This window comes from Escherichia albertii, assembly GCF_028622335.1.
GTDB lineage: Bacteria > Pseudomonadota > Gammaproteobacteria > Enterobacterales > Enterobacteriaceae > Escherichia > Escherichia albertii.
The window spans coordinates 1,655,902-1,676,423 of record NZ_CP117568.1; the positions used below are offsets into that span (position 1 = coordinate 1,655,902).

General features: G+C 49.9%; 24 protein-coding genes. 6 read left to right on the forward strand and 18 right to left on the reverse strand.

Features of this window, described 5'->3' with window-relative positions; all coding sequences use genetic code 11:
- Positions 1-35: 35 nt before the first annotated feature.
- Positions 36-671, reverse strand: coding sequence for a phosphatidylglycerophosphatase C (gene yfhb / locus PS053_RS08015; protein WP_000190666.1), 636 nt, complete (start codon positions 669-671; stop codon positions 36-38).
- A 208-nt stretch (positions 672-879) separates the two neighbouring features.
- On the opposite strand from yfhb, the gene PS053_RS08020 reads away from it, so the two are divergent.
- Complete coding sequence (locus tag PS053_RS08020) at positions 880-1,728, forward strand: MurR/RpiR family transcriptional regulator (protein ID WP_137647028.1); 849 nt, start codon at positions 880-882, stop codon at positions 1,726-1,728.
- 55 nt (positions 1,729-1,783) lie between these two features.
- Positions 1,784-2,044: a 4Fe-4S dicluster ferredoxin YfhL gene (gene yfhL / locus PS053_RS08025; RefSeq protein WP_001196296.1), complete on the forward strand. Its 261-nt coding sequence runs from the start codon at positions 1,784-1,786 to the stop codon at positions 2,042-2,044.
- A gap of 193 nt (positions 2,045-2,237) precedes the next feature.
- Here the strand turns inward: yfhL and shoB are convergent, their stop codons facing one another.
- From shoB to rseD, 13 genes are all read right to left on the reverse strand, one after another.
- On the reverse strand, positions 2,238-2,318 hold the full coding sequence (gene shoB / locus PS053_RS08030) for a type I toxin-antitoxin system toxin ShoB (RefSeq protein WP_000128776.1): 81 nt from the start codon (positions 2,316-2,318) through the stop codon (positions 2,238-2,240).
- Positions 2,319-2,737: 419 nt separating this feature from the next.
- Positions 2,738-3,118 (reverse strand): holo-ACP synthase, encoded by a 381-nt coding sequence (acpS, locus tag PS053_RS08035; RefSeq protein WP_059224992.1) that lies wholly within the window; start codon positions 3,116-3,118, stop codon positions 2,738-2,740.
- Positions 3,118-3,849, reverse strand: coding sequence for a pyridoxine 5'-phosphate synthase (gene pdxJ, locus PS053_RS08040; protein WP_059277076.1), 732 nt, complete (start codon positions 3,847-3,849; stop codon positions 3,118-3,120). Before pdxJ ends, acpS begins: the two co-directional genes overlap by 1 nt.
- Positions 3,850-3,860: 11 nt before the next feature.
- On the reverse strand, positions 3,861-4,589 hold the full coding sequence (gene recO / locus PS053_RS08045) for a DNA repair protein RecO (protein ID WP_024165400.1): 729 nt from the start codon (positions 4,587-4,589) through the stop codon (positions 3,861-3,863).
- Positions 4,590-4,720: 131 nt separating this feature from the next.
- Positions 4,721-5,626 carry a GTPase Era gene (gene era / locus PS053_RS08050; RefSeq protein ID WP_000020751.1) on the reverse strand — a complete coding sequence of 302 codons (906 nt, stop codon included), beginning with the start codon at positions 5,624-5,626 and terminating at the stop codon, positions 4,721-4,723.
- Complete coding sequence (rnc, locus tag PS053_RS08055) at positions 5,623-6,303, reverse strand: ribonuclease III (RefSeq protein WP_001068343.1); 681 nt, start codon at positions 6,301-6,303, stop codon at positions 5,623-5,625. Before rnc ends, era begins: the two co-directional genes overlap by 4 nt.
- Before the next feature lie 274 nt (positions 6,304-6,577).
- Entirely contained in the window at positions 6,578-7,552 is a 975-nt protein-coding gene (gene lepB / locus PS053_RS08060) for a signal peptidase I (RefSeq protein WP_000002550.1), read from the reverse strand.
- 15 nt (positions 7,553-7,567) lie between these two features.
- Positions 7,568-9,367 (reverse strand): translation elongation factor 4, encoded by a 1,800-nt coding sequence (gene lepA, locus PS053_RS08065; RefSeq protein ID WP_000790164.1) that lies wholly within the window; start codon positions 9,365-9,367, stop codon positions 7,568-7,570.
- A gap of 197 nt (positions 9,368-9,564) precedes the next feature.
- Positions 9,565-10,044, reverse strand: coding sequence for a SoxR-reducing system protein RseC (gene rseC / locus PS053_RS08070; RefSeq protein ID WP_059270953.1), 480 nt, complete (start codon positions 10,042-10,044; stop codon positions 9,565-9,567).
- Entirely contained in the window at positions 10,041-10,997 is a 957-nt protein-coding gene (gene rseB / locus PS053_RS08075; RefSeq protein ID WP_000812039.1) for a sigma-E factor regulatory protein RseB, read from the reverse strand. The genes rseC and rseB overlap by 4 nt, the downstream gene beginning before the upstream one ends.
- A complete protein-coding gene (gene rseA / locus PS053_RS08080; protein WP_001168444.1) occupies positions 10,997-11,647 on the reverse strand; it encodes an anti-sigma-E factor RseA in 651 nt (216 codons plus the stop codon). Before rseA ends, rseB begins: the two co-directional genes overlap by 1 nt.
- Positions 11,648-11,679: 32 nt before the next feature.
- Entirely contained in the window at positions 11,680-12,255 is a 576-nt protein-coding gene (rpoE, locus tag PS053_RS08085) for an RNA polymerase sigma factor RpoE (RefSeq protein WP_001295364.1), read from the reverse strand.
- Positions 12,252-12,407, reverse strand: coding sequence for a rpoE leader peptide RseD (gene rseD, locus PS053_RS08090; RefSeq protein WP_010342848.1), 156 nt, complete (start codon positions 12,405-12,407; stop codon positions 12,252-12,254). Before rseD ends, rpoE begins: the two co-directional genes overlap by 4 nt.
- Before the next feature lie 255 nt (positions 12,408-12,662).
- Here rseD and nadB point away from each other — a divergent pair, with 255 nt between their 5' ends.
- Entirely contained in the window at positions 12,663-14,285 is a 1,623-nt protein-coding gene (nadB, locus tag PS053_RS08095) for an L-aspartate oxidase (protein WP_059255860.1), read from the forward strand.
- On the opposite strand, the gene trmN is transcribed toward nadB, so the two are convergent.
- The gene (trmN, locus tag PS053_RS08100; protein ID WP_010318577.1) at positions 14,270-15,007 is read right to left on the reverse strand and encodes a tRNA(1)(Val) (adenine(37)-N(6))-methyltransferase TrmN; all 738 of its coding nucleotides are present in this window, start codon (positions 15,005-15,007) and stop codon (positions 14,270-14,272) included. The two genes, nadB and trmN, sit on opposite strands and share 16 nt — an antisense overlap.
- A 131-nt stretch (positions 15,008-15,138) precedes the next feature.
- Here trmN and srmB point away from each other — a divergent pair, with 131 nt between their 5' ends.
- Positions 15,139-16,467: an ATP-dependent RNA helicase SrmB gene (gene srmB / locus PS053_RS08105; RefSeq protein WP_161538805.1), complete on the forward strand. Its 1,329-nt coding sequence runs from the start codon at positions 15,139-15,141 to the stop codon at positions 16,465-16,467.
- A gap of 32 nt (positions 16,468-16,499) precedes the next feature.
- Here srmB and PS053_RS08110 read toward each other — a convergent pair whose 3' ends face one another.
- Entirely contained in the window at positions 16,500-17,381 is an 882-nt protein-coding gene (locus PS053_RS08110; protein ID WP_256879209.1) for a LysR family transcriptional regulator, read from the reverse strand.
- Between the two features lie 102 nt (positions 17,382-17,483).
- On the opposite strand from PS053_RS08110, the gene eamB reads away from it, so the two are divergent.
- A complete protein-coding gene (eamB, locus tag PS053_RS08115; protein WP_025238551.1) occupies positions 17,484-18,071 on the forward strand; it encodes a cysteine/O-acetylserine transporter in 588 nt (195 codons plus the stop codon).
- 67 nt (positions 18,072-18,138) lie between these two features.
- On the opposite strand, the gene grcA is transcribed toward eamB, so the two are convergent.
- Positions 18,139-18,522, reverse strand: a complete 384-nt coding sequence (grcA, locus tag PS053_RS08120) for an autonomous glycyl radical cofactor GrcA (protein WP_000627804.1) — start codon at positions 18,520-18,522, stop codon at positions 18,139-18,141.
- A 304-nt stretch (positions 18,523-18,826) separates the two neighbouring features.
- Here grcA and ung point away from each other — a divergent pair, with 304 nt between their 5' ends.
- Positions 18,827-19,516 (forward strand): uracil-DNA glycosylase, encoded by a 690-nt coding sequence (gene ung / locus PS053_RS08125; RefSeq protein WP_000013025.1) that lies wholly within the window; start codon positions 18,827-18,829, stop codon positions 19,514-19,516.
- Positions 19,517-19,561: 45 nt separating this feature from the next.
- On the opposite strand, the gene PS053_RS08130 is transcribed toward ung, so the two are convergent.
- Positions 19,562-20,476, reverse strand: coding sequence for a helix-turn-helix domain-containing protein (locus PS053_RS08130; protein ID WP_000127388.1), 915 nt, complete (start codon positions 20,474-20,476; stop codon positions 19,562-19,564).
- Positions 20,477-20,522: the final 46 nt, after the last annotated feature.

Consider the following 20,522-nt stretch of genomic DNA (forward strand, 5'->3'; position numbering starts at 1 on the left):
GCGCGGCGCATTATACACAGCCGCTATGCTTAACACTATTCCAGTTGCTGGAGTTCGCCACGCGACGTTACGCGCCAGCGATGCTGGCAAAAATAAAGCAGCGGATTGTCCTGATTACTGTCGCTGTAGCCACTATATAGCCGTAACGGCGTACCGATTTTACGTTCCAGTTGTGCGACTTTCTCATGCCCCAGGCAACGCATCGTCAATACCCAGCCGCCATAGCCACGCTGGATCTGGCTGGCGATAAGATTAACCCGCGGCAGCCACGGCGTATCGAAATAAACCGCTTCAACCAGCGGCTGTGGGGAACCGGTAATCAACCAGATATCTGCATCGGAACTTAACAGGTAGGTGGTCAGACGCTCCTGCACCAACGGGAAGGCAGTAACATTGTCGCGAAACCAGTGTACAAAATCGGCCTGCAGCACCTGTAAACGCGCTTCGCTGTGACCAAAAGTGCATCCCCACAAAAGCAGGCTCATCGGCCAGCGGGCCGCACGACCTTTTATCAATAGCGCAATGACAATGATCGGCAACAACGGCAGGACAAGCAACACATTCAGCGGTTGACGACGCAATAAATAGCGCAGAAAACTGCCGAACATATCTTGTTGATGCAGCGTTCCATCTAAGTCAAAAAACACCACACGACGCTCGTGAGTTGCCAAACCCTACTCCTATGGACTGAAATATCCTGATTAATCTTTGCTACTAAATAGCCTAACAGATAGATCATCACTTTTCCGGCAACAATCCACAGCATAATGACTGAATGGAATTTTTAATTCATAGTTCTTACCGACAATGGAATATAATATTCGTTTGCTTGTGTCTCATATTGCCTGTTGTCGCCATTATTTCATTGCGAGGAAAGATATGAACGGCTTACTTCGTATCCGTCAGCGTTATCAGGGGCTTGCCCAGAGTGATAAGAAGCTGGCGGATTATCTCCTGCTACAGCCTGATACCGCCCGCCATCTTAGCTCCCAGCAACTGGCCAACGAGGCCGGAGTCAGCCAGTCCAGCGTAGTAAAGTTCGCGCAAAAACTCGGCTATAAAGGTTTTCCAGCTTTAAAACTGGCATTGAGCGAAGCACTGGCAAGCCAGCCGGAATCATCCTCTGTCCCCATTCATAACCAAATTCGCGGTGATGATCCTCTGCGACTGGTCGGCGAAAAACTGATCAAAGAAAATACTGCCGCCATGTATGCAACGCTGAACGTTAATAGTGAAGAGAAGCTGCACGACTGTGTGGCGATGTTGCGCTCTGCGCGGCGGATTGTTCTGACGGGTATTGGCGCCTCTGGTCTGGTAGCACAAAATTTTGCCTGGAAACTGATGAAGATTGGTTTTAATGCTGCAGCAGAGCGCGATATGCATGCGTTGCTCGCCACAGTACAAGCTTCGTCACCAGACGATCTGTTATTAGCCATTTCCTACACTGGCGTGCGGCGCGAGTTAAACCTGGCGGCAGATGAAATGTTACGCGTGGGCGGCAAAGTGCTGGCAATCACCGGTTTCACCCCCAATGCCCTACAACAGCGAGCTTCTCATTGCCTGTATACCATCGCCGAAGAGCAAGCGACAAATAGCGCGTCGATCTCCGCTTGCCACGCACAGGGATTGTTAACCGATCTCCTGTTTATTGCGTTGATCCAGCAAGATCTGGAACTGGCACCAGAACGTATTCGTCATAGTGAAGCATTGGTGAAAAAACTGGTTTGAGTAAAGAATGCGCGTATAATGCCCGCCCGGTTTGTGTTGTTTTGAGAGTTTCCTTATGGCGCTGTTAATCACTAAAAAATGCATCAATTGTGATATGTGTGAACCCGAATGCCCCAATGAAGCGATTTCAATGGGCGAACATATCTACGAGATTAACAGCGATAAGTGTACCGAATGCGTAGGTCACTACGAAACGCCGACCTGCCAAAAAGTGTGTCCAATCCCCAATACCATTGTAAAAGATCCGCTACATGTTGAGACGGAAGAACAGTTGTGGGATAAGTTTGTGCTGATGCATCATGCGGATAAAATTTAATATCCCACTCTGGAAGTAGAGTGTTAATTATTTTATAGAGAAACATTGACGCTATTATATTTATTTAATTGATGTCGTTAACATAATTATTCACAAAATGAATTTATATAATATCTGCGCAGACATTTATTTATAATTATTAAAGGCGCGCCTGGCTAGTTAACCTGACGCGCCTTAAGTACGTTTCCTTGTGTTATAAGAACAGAAGGATCAGCTGTAAAACAGCAATGATGATTTTGATGACCCGTTTAATCAGGTATCGGCAATCAGTCATTCGTTTTTCCTTAAACAAGGAATGCAGCCGTTCAGATTAGCTCTTACATCTCCCCAAAACTGAACGTGCGAGTTATTGAGGATGCGTGCTGCACTCCACACCAGAGCTTTGACGACACCACTCGTTTCAATGGGGGAATTCTGTGGCATGGTGTAAAGCACAGCAAAATCGCCAATAACGAAGCCAATTTTAATGTACTTACGAATTGGCGGTCACGTTAATCTTTCCATCAATATTGCTTTCTTCGTAAAGGCTCGAGTTTTTATGATAAAGATTGCAAGTTGCTTGTAAAAGATAACTGCCCTGATCCATAATCGCTCTTGTTGAGGGTGCGTGCCGCACAAAATTAAAGTTGTAAAGTAAAACCCCCGTTCCTTACCAGTTCGGGGGTTTTACTTTTTAAAGAGAACGGTATTATTTTAACTTTCAATAATTACCGTGGCACAAGCATAGTGGCGTTCATCTGCCAGCGTTACATGCATATTTACAACACCCAGTTTTTCCGCCAGTTTTAGTGCCTCGCCCCACAGCCGCAATTGTGGCTTGCCGAGTTCATCATTGAACACCTCAAACTGATTAAATGCCAGACCATTGCGAATGCCTGTGCCAAACGCTTTTGCCGCTGCTTCTTTCACAGCAAAACGCTTTGCCAGAAAACGCACCGGCTGGTGGTGCGTTTTCCAGATTTCCCATTCGTTATCGCTTAATACGCGACGTGCCAGGCGCTCACCGGATCGGGCGATCACCGCTTCTATACGAGCGATCTCCACGATATCCGTGCCTAAACCTAATATTGCCATCAGCCTCTGGCTTCCAGCATCAGGCGCTTCATTTCAGCCACGGCATCTTTCAGTCCGGTCATCACTGCACGACCAATAATGGCATGACCGATATTCAGTTCGTGCATCTCAGGAATGGCGGCAATGGCTTTCACGTTGTGATAGGTCAGACCGTGACCAGCGTTAACTTTCAGACCGAGACTTGCGGCAAAGCTCGCTGCTTTGGCGATACGCGCCAGCTCTTGCACCTGTTCGGAGTCAGTTTTGGCATCAGCATAGCAACCGGTGTGGATCTCGATAAACGGTGCGCCAACCTCTGCCGCAGCTTTGATCTGCTCTTCATCGGCGTCGATAAACAGAGAAACCTGAATCCCGGCATCCGCCAGACGTTTGCAGGCATCACGCATTTTGTCACGCTGCCCTGCGACGTCCAGGCCGCCTTCGGTTGTCACTTCCTGGCGCTTTTCCGGTACCAGACAGCAAAAATGCGGCTTCGTCTCAACTGCGATCGCCAGCATCTCTTCAGTGACAGCCATCTCCAGATTCATGCGGGTATCCAGCGTCTGACGCAGGATGCGCACGTCGCGGTCAGTAATGTGGCGGCGATCTTCACGCAAATGCACGGTAATGCCATCTGCGCCAGCCTGCTCGGCAATAAACGCCGCCTGCACCGGATCCGGGTAAGCAGTACCGCGTGCGTTACGCAGCGTTGCAATATGGTCAATATTGACGCCCAACAGTAATTCAGCCATGACAATCCTCATTAGTCATTATGTGTTTTCACCGTTCGCTTAGGCATAAACTGCCGGAACAGTTCCCTGCTCTTTAAAGGTTTACCGCCAAGATAAGGCTTTAGCGCCATTCGGGTAAAGCGTTTCGCAGCCCGCAGTGTGTCTGCGTCAGGAAATTCCCGCGCGTGTAACGCTTTCAACTGCCTTCCGGTGAAGGTTTTGTTGTCAATAACGACGCTTGCGATAAACCCTTTTTCTTCTCGATAACGGTATGTCATGGTGTCATCCACCGGTTCGCCGCTACCAGCACAGTGCGTAAAATTAACGCCATATCCCAGATGCCCCAACAGCGCCAGCTCAAAGCGACGTAATGCCGGTTCTGGCGTACCAGTGGCGCCAGCCAGAGACTGAATACAGTGCAGATAATCGAAAAAGAGTTCCGAGAAGCGTGTTTCGTATTCCAGCACGCGGGAGAGAAGTTCGTTAATGTAAAGACCGCTGTAAAGCGTAATACCGCTTAATGGCAGCGCCAGCGACACTGCCTCAGCACTGCGCAGCGTTTTGATTTCACCACGTCCGCCGAAACGTAGCAAGAGAGGCGTGAAAGGCTGTAATGCGCCTTTCAGAGTAGAACGTTTAGAGCGTGCGCCTTTGGCAACCAGACGCACGCGACCCGATTCCTCCGTGAAGACGTCCAGCATCAGGCTGGTTTCGCTCCACGGGCGGCTATGCAGGACAAATGCGCGCTGCCAGCCTTCCATCATACTCGTCGCCTTTCAAGTTGCAGGTGCCTTGACTGCACCCGTTCACCCTGGTCACTTACTTTAGTAAGCTCCCTGGGATTCATGGTCTTGCCGCCTTCCTGCACCTCGAAAGTCATAGAGTATGCTAATTAAAGATCGTCAACATAACCGAGACTGCGCAGTGCGCGTTCGTCGTCGGCCCAACCGGATTTCACTTTCACCCACAGCTCCAGGTGGACAGGCGCTTCAAACATTTCCTGCATGTCTTTACGCGCTTCAATACCGATGGTTTTAATCTTGGCCCCTTTGTTGCCGATGACCATCTTCTTCTGCCCTTCACGCTCAACGAGGATCAAACCGTTGATGTCATAACCACCGCGTTCGTTAGAGACGAAACGTTCGATCTCCACGGTCACGGAGTACGGCAGTTCAGCGCCGAGGAAACGCATCAGTTTTTCACGGATAATCTCGGAGGCCATGAAACGCTGCGAGCGATCGGTGATGTAATCTTCCGGGAAGTGATGCGTCGCTTCAGGCAGGTGTTTGCGCACGATTGCCGCGATAGTGTCAACGTTAAGTCCGGTTTCGGCGGAGATTGGCACGATATCGAGGAAATTCATCTGGCTGGCAAGAAACTGTAAGTGCGGCAGCAGATCGGCTTTTTCCTGCACGTTGTCCACTTTATTCACCGCGAGGATCACCGGCGCTTTGCCATCACGCAGTTTGTTGAGCACCATTTCGTCATCTGGCGTCCAGCGGGTGCCTTCGACCACAAAAATCACCAGCTCAACGTCGCCAATGGAACTGCTTGCCGCTCTGTTCATCAGGCGGTTAATGGCGCGTTTTTCTTCCATATGCAGACCAGGGGTATCGACGTAGATAGCCTGATACACGCCTTCAGTATGAATCCCCACAATGCGGTGACGGGTTGTCTGCGCTTTACGGGAAGTGATGGAGATCTTCTGTCCCAACAGTTTGTTTAGCAGAGTGGATTTGCCAACGTTCGGACGTCCGACGATGGCAATAAATCCGCAGTAACTTTTATCGATGCTCATTCCAGCTCCAGTTTTTTCAACGCCTGTTCGGCGGCAGCCTGCTCAGCCTTACGACGGCTTGAACCTGTGCCTACCACCGGTTCACTCAGGCCGCTGACCTGGCAGTGGATAGTAAATTCCTGATCATGCGCTTCGCCACGGACCTGGACCACCAGATAAGTCGGCAGCGGCAGATGGCGGCCCTGCAAATATTCCTGCAGACGCGTTTTCGGATCTTTTTGTTTATCGCCTGGACTAATTTCATCCAGACGCGTTTGATACCAGTTAAGGATTAATTTCTCGACGGTCTGAATATCGCTGTCGAGGAATACGCCGCCAATCAATGCTTCAACGGTGTCGGCGAGAATTGACTCACGACGAAATCCACCGCTTTTAAGTTCACCTGGTCCCAAACGTAAGCACTCGCCTAGCTCAAATTCGCGCGCCAGTTCAGCCAGCGTATTACCACGGACTAAAGTAGCGCGCATCCGGCTCATATCACCCTCATCCACACGCGGGAAGCGGTGATACAGCGCATTGGCGATAACGTAGCTCAAAATAGAGTCGCCTAAAAATTCTAAACGCTCGTTGTGTTTGCTGCTGGCACTACGATGCGTTAATGCCTGCTGCAACAATTCCTGATGATTAAAAGTGTAGCCCAGCTTCCGTTGAAGCCGATTAATTACGATGGGGTTCATGCGATACCAATAAATAAATGCGTCAACAATTCAGCACACGAAACAGACCTGATATACATGGGCTCTGCTCCCCCGCTTTGCTGCGGATTCATTATGCCAGTATATGGAAACCAACGCTGTTTCGTGTGCCGTGGCAACCAGGAGGCGCCAACCTTAAACTTCGGGGGAATATTCTATACACAACGACAAGGGATGTCGTTAGCCAGGGGAGATTTATCGCATAAATAATTTACGTTGCCGCCAAAATGACGGCAACGTAAACGGTGAGCAGCAATTAGTGGATACCACCAATGCGATTTAAGCGTACGCCTGTCGGCCATTCGCCTTCTTGCTTATCGAAACTCATCCAGATAGCCGTTGCCCGACCAACCAGGTTAGCTTCCGGCACAAAGCCCCAATAACGGCTGTCCGCGCTGTTATCGCGGTTATCACCCATCATGAAATATTGACCCGGCGGCACAATCCAGGTTGCCACTTGTTGTCCTGGCTGCCGGTAATACATCCCAACCTGATCCTGCGCGATTGGCACAGTCAGAATGCGATGTGTCACATCACCCAGCGTCTCTTTACGTTCGGAAAGACGAATACCATTTTCTTTGGTTTCACCTTTCGGCACTTCAAAGAATCCGCTGGTCGCTTCTCCGCCGTTGCGACGTGAGAAAGTCTGTACGAAATCACTCGGTTCAACGTTGGAGTAAGTAATCGGCAGCGCCTTTTCACACGCCTGACCGGAACTGCATCCCGGTTGAATCGTTAGTTCCTTCGTGACCGGATCGTAAGTGACTTTATCGCCAGGCAAGCCCACCGCACGCTTGATGTAATCAAGCTTCGGATCTTCCGGGTATTTAAAGACCACGATATCACCACGTTTCGGATGACCGGTTTCGATCAACGTTTTTTGATAGATCGGATCTTTAATGCCATAAGCAAATTTCTCCACCAGAATGAAGTCACCGATTAACAAAGTCGGCATCATCGAACCTGACGGGATCTGGAATGGTTCATAAATAAATGAACGCACAATTAACACAACAGCCAGCACCGGAAATACAGAAGCGCCAGTTTCCAGCCAGCCCGGCTTCGGCGCAACTTTTTTCAGCGTTGCTTTATCCAGTGAGTCCCCGGCAGCCGCCTGCGCCGCTGCCTGACGTTCCCGTCGCTTAGGTGCGAAAAAGAATTTATCCACGCACCATAAAATGCCCGTCACCAATGTGGCAATCACCAGAATCAGGGCAAACATATTCGCCATGCCAACTCCTAAGGGTTATTTGTTGTCTTTGCCGACGTGCAGAATGGCGAGGAACGCTTCCTGCGGCAGTTCGACGTTACCGATCTGCTTCATACGTTTCTTACCTTCTTTCTGCTTCTGCAACAGCTTTTTCTTACGGCTGATATCACCGCCATAACATTTAGCCAGTACGTTTTTACGCAACTGTTTAACGGTAGAACGCGCAATAATGTGCGTACCAATCGCGGCCTGAATAGCGATATCAAACTGCTGACGCGGGATCAGATCTTTCATCTTCTCCACCAGCTCGCGACCGCGGTTTTGTGAATTATCACGGTGGGTGATCAACGCCAGCGCATCAACACGTTCACCGTTGATTAATACGTCAACACGCACCATGTCAGACGCCTGGAAGCGTTTGAAGTTATAATCCAGAGACGCATAGCCACGCGAAGTGGACTTCAGGCGATCGAAGAAGTCGAGCACCACTTCCGCCATCGGGATCTCGTACGTCAGCGCCACCTGATTACCGTGGTAAACCATGTTGGTCTGTACGCCACGTTTTTCTACGCATAGCGTAATAACGTTACCGAGATATGCCTGCGGCAGCAGCATGTGGCATTCCGCAATCGGTTCGCGCAGTTCATAGATGTTATTTACCGCTGGCAGCTTAGATGGGCTGTCGACGTAGATAACTTCTTTTGCCGTAGTTTCAACTTCATACACTACGGTCGGCGCCGTGGTAATCAGGTCCAGATCGTACTCACGCTCCAGACGCTCCTGGATGATCTCCATGTGCAGCAGACCGAGGAAGCCACAGCGGAAGCCAAAGCCCAGCGCACTCGAACTTTCTGGTTCGTAGAACAGCGAGGCATCGTTCAGACTCAGTTTGCCCAGTGCGTCGCGGAAGGCTTCATAGTCGTCGGAGCTTACCGGGAACAGGCCGGCATATACCTGCGGTTTGACTTTCTTAAAGCCAGGCAGCGCCTTTTCTGCCGGATTACGCGCCAGCGTTAAGGTATCGCCTACTGGAGCGCCGTGGATGTCTTTGATTGCACACACCAGCCAACCGACTTCACCGCATTTCAGTTCAGTACGATCAACCTGTTTCGGCGTGAAGATCCCCAGGCGGTCGGCGTTATAGGTCTGCCCGGTGCTCATAACTTTCACTTTGTCACCCTTACGCAGGGTGCCGTTTTTAATACGGATAAGTGAAACAACCCCCAGGTAGTTGTCGAACCAGGAGTCGATAATCAGCGCCTGCAACGGACCTTCTGGATCGCCTTCCGGCGGCGGAATATCGCGTACCAGACGTTCGAGAACGTCCTGCACGCCTACACCAGTTTTCGCGGAACAACGTACAGCATCGGTGGCGTCGATACCGACAATATCTTCAATCTCTTCCGCCACGCGCTCAGGATCTGCTGCCGGTAAGTCAATCTTGTTCAGTACCGGCACCACTTCGAGATCCATTTCCATCGCGGTATAACAGTTCGCCAGGGTTTGCGCTTCAACCCCCTGCCCGGCATCAACCACCAGCAATGCCCCTTCACAGGCAGCCAACGAGCGAGAAACTTCATAAGAGAAGTCGACATGACCCGGAGTGTCGATAAAGTTAAGTTGATAGGTTTCGCCATCGGACGCTTTATAGTCCAGCGTCACGCTCTGCGCTTTGATAGTAATGCCACGCTCACGCTCAAGATCCATGGAATCGAGAACCTGCGCCTCCATTTCACGGTCAGACAGGCCACCGCAGATCTGGATAATACGGTCAGACAGCGTCGATTTACCGTGGTCAATGTGAGCAATGATCGAAAAGTTACGTATATTCTTCATAAAGTATGATTATTGTGCCTTAACGCCCGGCTAACCAGGCTTTTAAAAGTCGCTGTTCTGAGCTTAACGTCTGTATTAATAGAAACGCCGCATTCTACACTACAACATTGAGGCGAGGAAATGTTCATGCCGTATGGATTGTGGTATCTGGAAACGTCCTCGCATTTGTTATGCAAAATAAAACAAAGCCAGTGAAATCACTGGCTCGCGTCTTCCGAAGATGTTTCAAATCGCACAAGGCCGGGCGGCAATGCCACGTTTAAAATGATCGGTTGCCATTCTGTTCGCGCAGCAAACTTACGTGAGTAGCCGCGCGCAATCAGGAACCCGCCAACGCCGCCGAGGATCGCACCGCATAAGGCTGCAATATCTGAAGCAAAGAGTAGCTGAAATAGCGAAGCGACAAGGAATAATCCCACCAGCGGCGACATATAAACCAGCAATGCAGAGCTTAGCAGGCTGCCTTCAGCGATTCCAAGTTCGACTTTTTGCCCCGGCACCAGCGGTTCATCACAGGGCACGACGATAGTGTGAGTCGTTTGCGGCCCAAGTTTATTCAACACTCGGCTACCGCAACCTGTGCGGGAAGCGCAACTGCTGCATGAGGATTTAACATCACAACTGACCAGCGCCTGTCCATTTTGCCAGGAGACGACAGTTGCCCACTCTTTGATCATTGTGCCGCCCCGAACTTAATATTCTCGGCAATGCGTTTCGCGGTTTGCGGCGGCAGTTCACCGACGATGGTGATTTCCGCGTTATCGCGCACACTGGTGCTGACGGTTCTGCGTCCGGTGCGCAACATCTGATCGGTGCTCGATGGCGTAGCGCGGTTAACGTTTACCGAGAAGCTGAATAATCCATCGGAATAGAGACGCGATTCGATGGGCATGTTATCCATCGTCGGTAACGGGCGTCGGCTACTGGAGACTTCGCTAAAGCCCTGCGGCAACCAGGCTGGAGTCCAGTTGAATTTGGCTTTTTCACCTACAGGAACAGAAAGCAGCGGCGGCAAATTAGCCTTCGCCAGCGTCTGCATACTGCTGCTGATATCCTGATTGATGTTAAAAGCAATCACGCGAAATTGCTCCAGCGTTTCACCATCGCGATCAAGGAGATCAACCCGCATCGGTAATTTCGATTCGGTATCCATCCACACGATGTAGCTGTAGCGTGTGCCATCACGAGCGACTACGCGAATTACCTCACATAAGCGGTCAGCAATACGGGTACGCCCTACAGAGATAAAATCGTAGTAAGGAGAAAGGCGTTTGAAATCGGTATAGATGAGCGATGGCAGAGAATCAACAATGTAATCGCCATTAAGCGTGAACGGTTCAAGGCCCGGCTCAAAGTAGCTGATTTCATTGCCGCGCTGTACCACTTCCCGGCGCGGGCCATCCATTTGCAGCAGTTGCGCAAGAGGACGGTTATCGAGGCGTGCATGTCGATAACGCAGAGACTCAACACCTTGTTTATTGATGCTGATGAATGACAGCTCGTAATTCAGTGACTGGCTGGCCAGATTCATCTGCTGTAATAACGCCCCGGACGCGGGTGTCGCCGAGGCGTTAGCAGAGAATAGCAGGCTACCTGTCACTAATGACATGGCAAACCAAAGTTGCTTCATTACTGCGATTGCGTTCCTAAAGTTTGAATTCCTGGCACCTGGACAGCAGCTTGCTGTGTCTGGGCCTGCTCAAACTGAAGCTGTTCGGAGTGGAGTCGGCGTTGCAGTTCGTAATCCTGCAACATAGCATTAATGCGACGACGCTGCTCCTGTACCTGCTGCTGTTGACCATTGTTTGCAGTCGCTTCAGAAGGTACTCCCAGGCTTACCGGACTGGCTTTACCCATCATCGGCAGTGTATTAAATACCGGTGTTTCAGGCTGCTGGGACGTTTCAGATTGTCCATTATAGTGCTGGACGCCAACGATAACTGCAAGCGATACGCATGCTGCTACGCCCATTTGGGTAAGCTGCGCCGCCCACGGACGAACTTTCTGCCAGAATGGCATTTTCTGCCATTGGTGTGGAGCAGGCTGGGCCTCCGGGATTAATGTCGCTGGTCGGCGAACTGGCTCTTCTTCAATGGCTGCCATCACGCGTGAAGAGATATCGAAATGAAGTACCTCGGGAGTATCACCCCGCATAGAATCACGGATTAAGTGATAGCTTGCCCAGGTTTTCTGCATTTCTGGGTTATGAGCCAGTTCGTTAAGCAGCTCACTATCCAGCGTTTCGCCATCCATTAAAGCGGAAAGTTGTTCTTTCTGCATGCCTAATACCCTTATCCAGTATCCCGCTATCGTCAACGCCTGATAAGCGGTTGAACTTTATTATCAATAGCTTCCCTCGCTCGGAAGATACGTGAACGCACCGTACCTACCGGACAATCCATGATAGCGGCTATCTCTTCATAGCTCAGGCCATCCAGCTCCCGCAAGGTTATTGCCATGCGTAAATCTTCCGGGAGGGACTCAATAGTTCGGAAAACTATCTGTCTCAGTTCTTCTGACAACATTAAGTTCTCAGGGTTCGAAATTTCTTTCAGCGCGCCGCCACTTTCGAAGTTTTCTGCTTCAATGGCATCCACATCACTGGAAGGTGGACGACGCCCCTGAGCAACCAGGTAATTTTTTGCTGTATTAACAGCAATCCGATACAACCATGTATAAAAAGCGCTATCTCCCCGGAATGAATCCAGCGCACGATAGGCTTTAATAAAAGCTTCTTGTACCACATCGGGAACATCACCCGACGGCACATAGCGGGAAACCAGACTCGCCACTTTATGCTGATAGCGTACTACCAGTAAGTTAAAGGCTTTCTGATCTCCCTTCTGGACCCGTTCAACCAGGACCTGGTCCGTTAACTGCTCGCTCATCCGAGGTAAAGTCTCCCCAAACCAAATATCCACGCGCTATCGAAACGCCACTCCATTAGCTGCAATTCGAGCAAGCAAAGGGTTAGAGTGTCTCGTTTTTGTAAAGTTCCGTAACGCATCTGTTTTTGTTTGTCATGCTGTAGACGGATCATTATCTATCATTATAAGTCTACAGAATCTGAACAACGCATTATCTGTGTAGAAATGCTCATTTAACTGCCTGAAGAGTAACCCAACGGCCTTTTTATTTCATCACCTAATCCTTCGCCAGCGAGCAACTTCTCTTTTTTCCTCCGCACTGGCCCGCTCTGTTTAGCCATTGTAACAAGCATTAAAATAGCAGGTGTTTATTTGCACAACATGATGCTATGCTGACCGAACTGTGTTTAGTAAATTAAACAAACAAAATGAATACTCTCCCTGAACATTCTTGTGATGTGCTGATTATTGGTAGTGGCGCGGCCGGGCTTTCACTGGCGTTGCGTCTGGCGGATAAACATCGGGTTATCGTTCTTAGCAAAGGTTTGGTTACAGAAGGCTCGACGTTTTATGCTCAGGGCGGAATTGCCGCCGTGTTTGATGAAACTGACAGTATCGGCTCGCATGTGGAAGATACATTAATTGCCGGTAGCGGAATCTGCGATCGCCATGCAGTCGAGTTTGTCGCCAACAATGCACGCTCCTGCGTACAATGGTTAATCGATCAGGGGGTGTTGTTTGATACTCACATTCAGCCAAATGGCAAAGAAAGCTACCATCTGACACGCGAAGGTGGTCACAGCCATCGCCGTATTCTCCATGCTGCCGACGCCACAGGTAAAGAAGTAGAAACCACGCTGGTAAGCAAGGCGCAGAACCATCCGAACATTCGTGTGCTGGAACGTAGTAATGCCGTCGATCTGATTATTTCCGATAAAATTGGGTTGCCGGGAGCACAACGGGTTGTCGGTGCATGGGTATGGAATCGTAATAAAGAAGCTGTAGAAACCTGTCATGCAAAAGCGGTGGTGTTGGCAACTGGCGGCGCATCGAAAGTTTATCAATATACTACCAATCCAGATATTTCCTCTGGCGACGGTATTGCCATGGCCTGGCGTGCTGGTTGCCGGGTCGCCAATCTCGAATTTAATCAGTTTCACCCTACCGCGCTGTATCATCCGCAGGCACGCAATTTCCTGTTAACGGAAGCTTTACGCGGCGAAGGCGCTTATTTGAAACGCCCGGACGGCACGCGGTTTATGGCCGATTTTGATGAGCGTGGCGAACTAGCCCCACGCGATATTGTCGCCCGCGCCATTGACCATGAAATGAAACGCCTCGGCGCAGATTGTATGTTCCTTGATATCAGTCATAAGCCCGCCGAATTTATTCGCCACCATTTCCCGATGATTTATGAAAAGTTGCTGGGGCTGGGTATTAATCTCACTAAAGACCCCGTACCGATAGTGCCTGCTGCACACTACACCTGTGGCGGCGTGATGGTGGATGATTATGGGCGTACCGATGTTGATGGCCTGTATGCCATTGGCGAAGTGAGTTATACGGGCTTACATGGTGCTAACCGCATGGCCTCTAACTCCTTGCTGGAGTGTCTGGTCTATGGCTGGTCGGCGGCGGAAGATATTACCAGGCGCATGCCTTATGCTCACGGCGTCAGTATGCTACCGCCGTGGGACGAAAGCCGGGTTGAGAACCCTGACGAACGGGTAGTGATTCAACATAACTGGCACGAGTTACGCCTGTTTATGTGGGATTACGTTGGGATTGTGCGCACAACCAAGCGCCTGGAACGCGCTCTGCGGCGGATCAATATGCTGCAACAAGAAATAGACGAATATTACGCCCATTTCCGCGTATCAAATAATTTGCTGGAGTTGCGTAATCTGGTACAGGTTGCCGAGTTGATTGTTCGCTGTGCGATGATGCGCAAGGAGAGCCGTGGCCTGCATTTTACGCTGGATTACCCGGAGCTACTCACGCATTCCGGTCCGTCGATCCTTTCCCCTGGCAACTTTTACATAAACAGATAAAAAGCCTGGGTCAGCGCAGTGTACGCTTCGGAATAGTTCTGGTCTGGCCCACGTATCACTAAGCGATCGCTAAAAAACTCCCCTGCTTGTGGGGAGAATGCCAACAGCACCCGATGCGGCAATCGCGCTTCGTTTTCCGCCACATCCGTCCGCAAACGTAAATGCCAGCCCATACTTAATGCCAGTTCAGTAAAACCATTACCAATTTGCTCTGGCAACACCACACAGAAAAATCCCTCTTCGGTCATGCACTCCGCCGCGCAGTTCAGTAACGACTGGTGATCCAGCGTAGTGGTATAGCGTGCCTGCTCCCGCTGCGGCGTCGCACACTCGACGCCCTGCTGATAATACGGCGGATTACTGATAATTAAGTCAAAACGCGTGGTCTGTCGGGATATCCACTGCTGAATATCTGCCGTATGGACATTAACACGATGTGCCCACGGGGACTGGGCGACATTTTCCTGCGCCTGAGTTGCTGCTTCACTGTCCAGCTCAACGGCATCAATCATCACGCTATCGTCGGTGCGCTGCGCCAGCATCAACGCCAGCAACCCGCTACCGGTGCCGATATCAAGACAGCGCTTTACGCCAGCAACCGGAGCCCATGCGCCCAGCAAAATACCATCCGTTCCCACTTTCATCGCACAGCGATCGTGGGCGACAAAAAACTGTTTAAAAGTAAATCCATTACGACGAAGCACGGATGTAGACTGTGACATGTAAATAAAACCTTGCTGGAAAAATGGCGATAGCACCGGGTGAGAACAATACCTGAGAAGCGATATCCATACAAACAGATGAAGATTGCAGCCGTAACGTCTATAATCAGCGCCCCACACAGAGGTAGAACATGACTGTAACGACTTTTTCCGAACTTGAACTCGACGAAAGCCTGCTGGAAGCCCTCCAGGATAAAGGTTTCACTCGCCCGACCGCCATTCAGGCTGCCGCCATTCCGCCTGCGCTCGATGGCCGTGATGTACTCGGTTCTGCGCCGACAGGCACCGGTAAAACGGCGGCGTATCTGCTGCCAGCGTTGCAGCACCTGCTCGATTTCCCACGTAAGAAATCCGGTCCGCCGCGTATTTTAATCCTTACCCCGACTCGCGAACTGGCGATGCAGGTGGCCGATCATGCCCGCGAACTGGCGAAACATACGCATCTTGATATCGCCACTATCACCGGCGGCGTGGCCTATATGAACCATGCGGAAGTGTTCAGCGAAAATCAGGATATCGTGGTCGCTACGACAGGCCGCCTTCTGCAATATATAAAAGAAGAAAACTTCGATTGCCGCGCAGTTGAAACGCTGATCCTCGACGAAGCGGACCGTATGCTGGATATGGGCTTCGCCCAGGACATCGAGCACATTGCTGGCGAAACCCGCTGGCGTAAACAGACCCTGCTCTTCTCAGCAACGCTGGAAGGCGACGCTATTCAGGATTTTGCTGAACGTCTACTGGAAGATCCAGTGGAAGTTTCTGCCAATCCATCCACCCGTGAGCGCAAAAAAATTCATCAGTGGTATTACCGCGCTGATGATCTTGAACATAAAACCGCGCTGCTGGTGCATCTGTTAAAACAGCCGGAAGCAACTCGCTCAATCGTATTTGTGCGTAAGCGTGAGCGGGTGCATGAACTGGCAAACTGGCTGCGCGAAGCGGGTATCAACAACTGCTATCTCGAAGGCGAGATGGTACAAGGCAAGCGTAACGAAGCGATCAAGCGTCTGACCGAAGGTCGCGTAAATGTACTTGTTGCGACTGACGTTGCCGCACGTGGTATCGATATTCCTGATGTCAGCCACGTATTTAACTTCGATATGCCGCGCAGTGGCGATACCTATCTACACCGCATCGGACGTACCGCTCGCGCCGGTCGTAAAGGAACGGCGATTTCGCTGGTTGAAGCTCATGACCATCTGCTGCTGGGCAAAGTAGGCCGCTATATTGAAGAGCCGATTAAAGCTCGTGTAATTGATGAGTTACGGCCAAAAACTCGCGCGCCAAGCGAGAAGCAGAGCGGCAAGCCATCGAAGAAAGTGTTGGCGAAGCGTGCCGAGAAGAAAAAGGCTAAAGAGAAGCCGCGGGTGAAAAAACGCCATCGCGATACCAAAAATATTGGTAAACGCCGCAAACCAAGCGGAACAGGCGTACCGCCGCAAACGGCAGAAGAGTAATCATAATGCCGGGTTTAAGCCCGGCATTATTTTTACCCAAGCAAAAAACACTCCTCAACACACTGAATAAAAGTTTGCATTGACGGACTAACCGCTTTTCCAGCATGGTGCGCGCACATTGCTGTAATGGTCTGCGACTGTTCGCCAAAAGGTAATTCGATTAATTCGCCGCCCGCCAGTTCTTTTTCCACTGCAAAGTGCGGTAAGTAGCTGACGCCAATGTTCGCGGCGACACAACGCTTGATACTTTCAATACTTAATAACTCAATGGTGCTTTCTACCGTGATCCGCCGTTGGCGCAGCGTGCTCTCAAATATTTGCCGGAAAACACATTGCGGCTCATTGATAATAAAACTGCAGGCGTTATGTCTGCCAGGCTCGGTAAAATTGACATCGGCAATTTGTGGTGAAGCCACCAGCACCAGCGATTGTTCGCCCAACTCTCGTCGATTCAGAGCATCATCATTCCCTACACGATAAAAGATGCCAACATCGGCTTCATCATTGAGTAATGCATCACGGATCACGTAACAGTTCAACGACTGCAAAGATAAACGCACTTTTGGCGCCCGTTGTCGAAAACGTTGCAGCACCTGCGGCATTCGGTAAGAGAGCAACGTTTCGCCCGAAACAACGCGAAGTTCGCCGTCCGGTTCCGCTTCTTTTTTCGCCGCATCGCGAAGGTTTTCCATCACTCGGGTTAATTCATAGATATGCGGCAATAGCTTTTTTCCCTCACGGGTAAGGCACATCCGGCGACCAATCTTCTCAAATAACTGGACCGAAAATTCCTGTTCAAGCTGCTGAATATGAAAGGTTACCGTCGATTGCGTACAACACAATTTTTGCGATGCGCGCAAGAATGATCCCTCTTCAACCACAGTTTTTAGTGTAATAAAACGGCGCAAATCCATAAGCCCAAACCTATCGAAATTATCGAATCAAGAATGTAAAAACATTCATTTTTTTAAATCTTCCATGTCGGGTACTGTCTATCAAAACAGAGGAGATAACAAGTGACACCGACCCTTTTAAGTGCTTTTTGGACCTACACCCTGATTACCGCTCTGACGCCCGGACCAAATAACATTCTGGCGCTTAGCTCCGCCACATCGCATGGGTTTCGCCAGAGTACTCGCGTGCTGGCGGGGATGAGTCTGGGATTTTTGATTGTAATGCTGCTGTGCGCGGGGATTTCGTTTTCACTGGCGGTGATCGACCCGGCTGCGGTACGTCTGCTAAGTTGGGCGGGGGCGGCATACATTGTCTGGCTGGCATGGAAAATTGCCACCAGTCCAACGAAAGAAGACGGACTTCAGGCAAAACCAATCAGTTTTTGGGCCAGCTTTGCTTTGCAGTTTGTGAACGTCAAAATCATTTTGTACGGCATTACGGCGCTATCGACATTTGTCCTGCCACAAACGCAAGCATTAAGCTGGGTCGTTGGCGTAAGTGTCTTGCTGGCGATGATTGGCACGTTTGGTAATGTCTGCTGGGCATTGGCGGGGCATCTGTTTCAGCGACTTTTTCGCCATTATGGTCGCCAATTGAATATCGTACTGGCGCTGTTGCTGGTCTATTGCGCGGTACGTATTTTCTATTGAAAGGCAAAAAGAAAAGCGGAAGATGAACTATCATCTTCCGCTTAGAGATTAACTTGCTACTTCAGCCTTACAGGCTTTCAGTAAAGGTACGAGCGATAACGTCGCGCTGTTGTTCTGGAGTCAGAGAGTTGAAGCGAACAGCATAACCGGATACACGAATGGTCAGCTGCGGATATTTTTCCGGATGCTTAACTGCATCTTCCAGGGTTTCACGACGCAGGACGTTAACGTTCAGGTGCTGACCACCTTCCACGCGAACTTCTGGTTTAACTTCTACTGGAACTTCACGGTACTCAATGTCACCCAGTTTGCTTACTGCAACCACTTCATCTTCTGCAAAACCTGCTTTCGCAACGATGCAGCGAGCTTCGCCTTTTTCGCTGTCCAGCAGCCAGAAAGAGTTCAGCAGATCGTCGTTAGCGGCTTTAGTAATCTGGATACCTGTAATCATGTGATGCCTCCCCGGCAAAATTATTTGATTCGTTCAGCCTGTCGCGGCCAATTGGTAAAACCATTGTTGCTTGAGTGTATATATACTCTTCAAACACCCCTGATTCTTTGATTTAAATCAATAAAAACAACACATCAAACATTATCGAGAATGGATTTTATTGTTTTACATCAACTTATGCGGGTATGTGATTTTACCAATTTACATTTTTTTGCATTCGATTATGTCTAAAAAATGAGCTTAATTTTGTTCTGTAGAAAGAAGCAGTTAAGCTAGGCAGATTGAATGTTCGCAGGAGAGCGAGATGGCTAACCCATTAACCTGGCATGACGTGCTGGCTGACGAGAAACAGCAACCTTATTTTCTTAATACACTTCAAACCGTCGCCGCCGAGCGGCAGTCGGGAATAACTATTTACCCACCTCAAAAAGATGTGTTTAACGCCTTTCGCTTTACCGAGTTGGGCGACGTCAAAGTGGTGATTCTTGGTCAGGACCCTTACCACGGGCCAGGTCAGGCACATGGCCTGGCGTTCTCAGTACGTCCCGGCATTGCCACTCCACCGTCGCTACTCAATATGTATAAAGAACTGGAAAATACGATCCCTGGCTTTACCCGACCGGCACATGGCTATCTGGAAAGCTGGGCGCGTCAGGGCGTTCTTCTGCTTAATACTGTATTGACGGTACGTGCAGGCCAGGCGCATTCCCACGCCAGCCTCGGCTGGGAAACGTTCACAGATAAAGTCATCAGCCTGATTAACCAGCATCGAGAAGGTGTCGTGTTTTTACTGTGGGGTTCACACGCCCAGAAGAAAGGAGCAATTATTGATAAGCAGCGCCATCACGTACTGAAAGCGCCGCATCCATCGCCATTATCAGCACATCGTGGATTCTTTGGCTGTAATCATTTTGTGCTGGCAAATCAGTGGCTGGAACAACGTGGCGAAAAGCCAATTGACTGGATGCCTGTACTACCGGCTGAGAGTGAATAATACCGCGACAGGCATCCCTCAAGCTCTGAAGGATGCCTTCATCAATCAGGGTGACGCCTCCACCATCGATATCTGTCGCACAGCCCTCTCGCGAAATTGGCTGGGACTCACACCGGTATGCTTGTGAAAGAAACGAGTGAAATAAGCTTCATCATTAAAGCCGAGAAAAGCCGCCAATTGTTTTATCGTTTTTGAGGTGTAGATCAGTTCTCGCTGGGCTTCCTGGATAACCCGCATATTAATGACATCCAGGCTGGACATTCCCAACATTAAACGACACAAGCGCGAAAGGTGTCCAGCGGACATCCCCATTTCCATGGAATAATCATTAACAGTTAGCCGCTGGTGACACTTTTTTTCAACAAGCGCCAGAAATTTGTGAATCTGCGATGCTTTACGCGAAGTATTGTCGCTTTGCTGGTTTTCAAGACTCAAACGATCGCTCATACGCGAAAGATGGACAAATATAGAAATAAACAATGATGCGCACATCGCAGTTTGGTTGAGCAGCGGAACGCGTAACTCATCCAGCATTGCATAATATATTTCCCATATAATGTCTTTCTCTTCAGGAAAAGACTCCAGTGAAACCACACTTGGGGTATGCATGAGTTTCAGAATCCCCGGAGACAAAATTCCGCTCAGCAATTCAAAAAGCTGTTGCGAAGCTGTAATGGTCAGACCTTCTGAATCTGGGGTGTACTCAAAGCCATGAACTGTCTGCGCAGGCACCAGAATCAGGCACGGAGCACGAGCTTTTTGTCGTGTGCAATTCATCAACACATCCACATTGCCATGCTGAATAAAAAGCACCTGAATAAGCGAATCGTGAACATGAGGACTCGCTCGCCAGTTCAGCGCTTTTGAACGATATGAGAGTAGTTCAACATTGAAAAAATTCTCCCAGCCCAAACCAGATTGTTCTCCATACAAGGAATAAACAGGGATAGTCGCTGTCATCAATGCTCCTTTGCACTATTCAGTGCTGCTGCCGGGTTTATTTATC

Bases quoted from the DNA above. Each gene is read 5' to 3' on its own strand.
- PS053_RS08020 (WP_137647028.1), top strand. From the start codon at position 880: ATGAACGGCTTACTTCGTATCCGTCAGCGTTATCAGGGGCTTGCCCAG.
- yfhL (WP_001196296.1), top strand. From the start codon at position 1,784: ATGGCGCTGTTAATCACTAAAAAATGCATCAATTGTGATATGTGTGAA.
- shoB (WP_000128776.1), bottom strand. From the start codon at position 2,318: ATGACTGATTGCCGATACCTGATTAAACGGGTCATCAAAATCATCATT.
- acpS (WP_059224992.1), bottom strand. From the start codon at position 3,118: ATGGCAATATTAGGTTTAGGCACGGATATCGTGGAGATCGCTCGTATA.
- pdxJ (WP_059277076.1), bottom strand. From the start codon at position 3,849: ATGGCTGAATTACTGTTGGGCGTCAATATTGACCATATTGCAACGCTG.
- recO (WP_024165400.1), bottom strand. From the start codon at position 4,589: ATGGAAGGCTGGCAGCGCGCATTTGTCCTGCATAGCCGCCCGTGGAGC.
- era (WP_000020751.1), bottom strand. From the start codon at position 5,626: ATGAGCATCGATAAAAGTTACTGCGGATTTATTGCCATCGTCGGACGT.
- rnc (WP_001068343.1), bottom strand. From the start codon at position 6,303: ATGAACCCCATCGTAATTAATCGGCTTCAACGGAAGCTGGGCTACACT.
- lepB (WP_000002550.1), bottom strand. From the start codon at position 7,552: ATGGCGAATATGTTTGCCCTGATTCTGGTGATTGCCACATTGGTGACG.
- lepA (WP_000790164.1), bottom strand. From the start codon at position 9,367: ATGAAGAATATACGTAACTTTTCGATCATTGCTCACATTGACCACGGT.
- rseC (WP_059270953.1), bottom strand. From the start codon at position 10,044: ATGATCAAAGAGTGGGCAACTGTCGTCTCCTGGCAAAATGGACAGGCG.
- rseB (WP_000812039.1), bottom strand. From the start codon at position 10,997: ATGAAGCAACTTTGGTTTGCCATGTCATTAGTGACAGGTAGCCTGCTA.
- rseA (WP_001168444.1), bottom strand. From the start codon at position 11,647: ATGCAGAAAGAACAACTTTCCGCTTTAATGGATGGCGAAACGCTGGAT.
- rpoE (WP_001295364.1), bottom strand. From the start codon at position 12,255: ATGAGCGAGCAGTTAACGGACCAGGTCCTGGTTGAACGGGTCCAGAAG.
- rseD (WP_010342848.1), bottom strand. From the start codon at position 12,407: ATGATCCGTCTACAGCATGACAAACAAAAACAGATGCGTTACGGAACT.
- nadB (WP_059255860.1), top strand. From the start codon at position 12,663: ATGAATACTCTCCCTGAACATTCTTGTGATGTGCTGATTATTGGTAGT.
- trmN (WP_010318577.1), bottom strand. From the start codon at position 15,007: ATGTCACAGTCTACATCCGTGCTTCGTCGTAATGGATTTACTTTTAAA.
- srmB (WP_161538805.1), top strand. From the start codon at position 15,139: ATGACTGTAACGACTTTTTCCGAACTTGAACTCGACGAAAGCCTGCTG.
- PS053_RS08110 (WP_256879209.1), bottom strand. From the start codon at position 17,381: ATGGATTTGCGCCGTTTTATTACACTAAAAACTGTGGTTGAAGAGGGA.
- grcA (WP_000627804.1), bottom strand. From the start codon at position 18,522: ATGATTACAGGTATCCAGATTACTAAAGCCGCTAACGACGATCTGCTG.
- ung (WP_000013025.1), top strand. From the start codon at position 18,827: ATGGCTAACCCATTAACCTGGCATGACGTGCTGGCTGACGAGAAACAG.
- PS053_RS08130 (WP_000127388.1), bottom strand. From the start codon at position 20,476: ATGACAGCGACTATCCCTGTTTATTCCTTGTATGGAGAACAATCTGGT.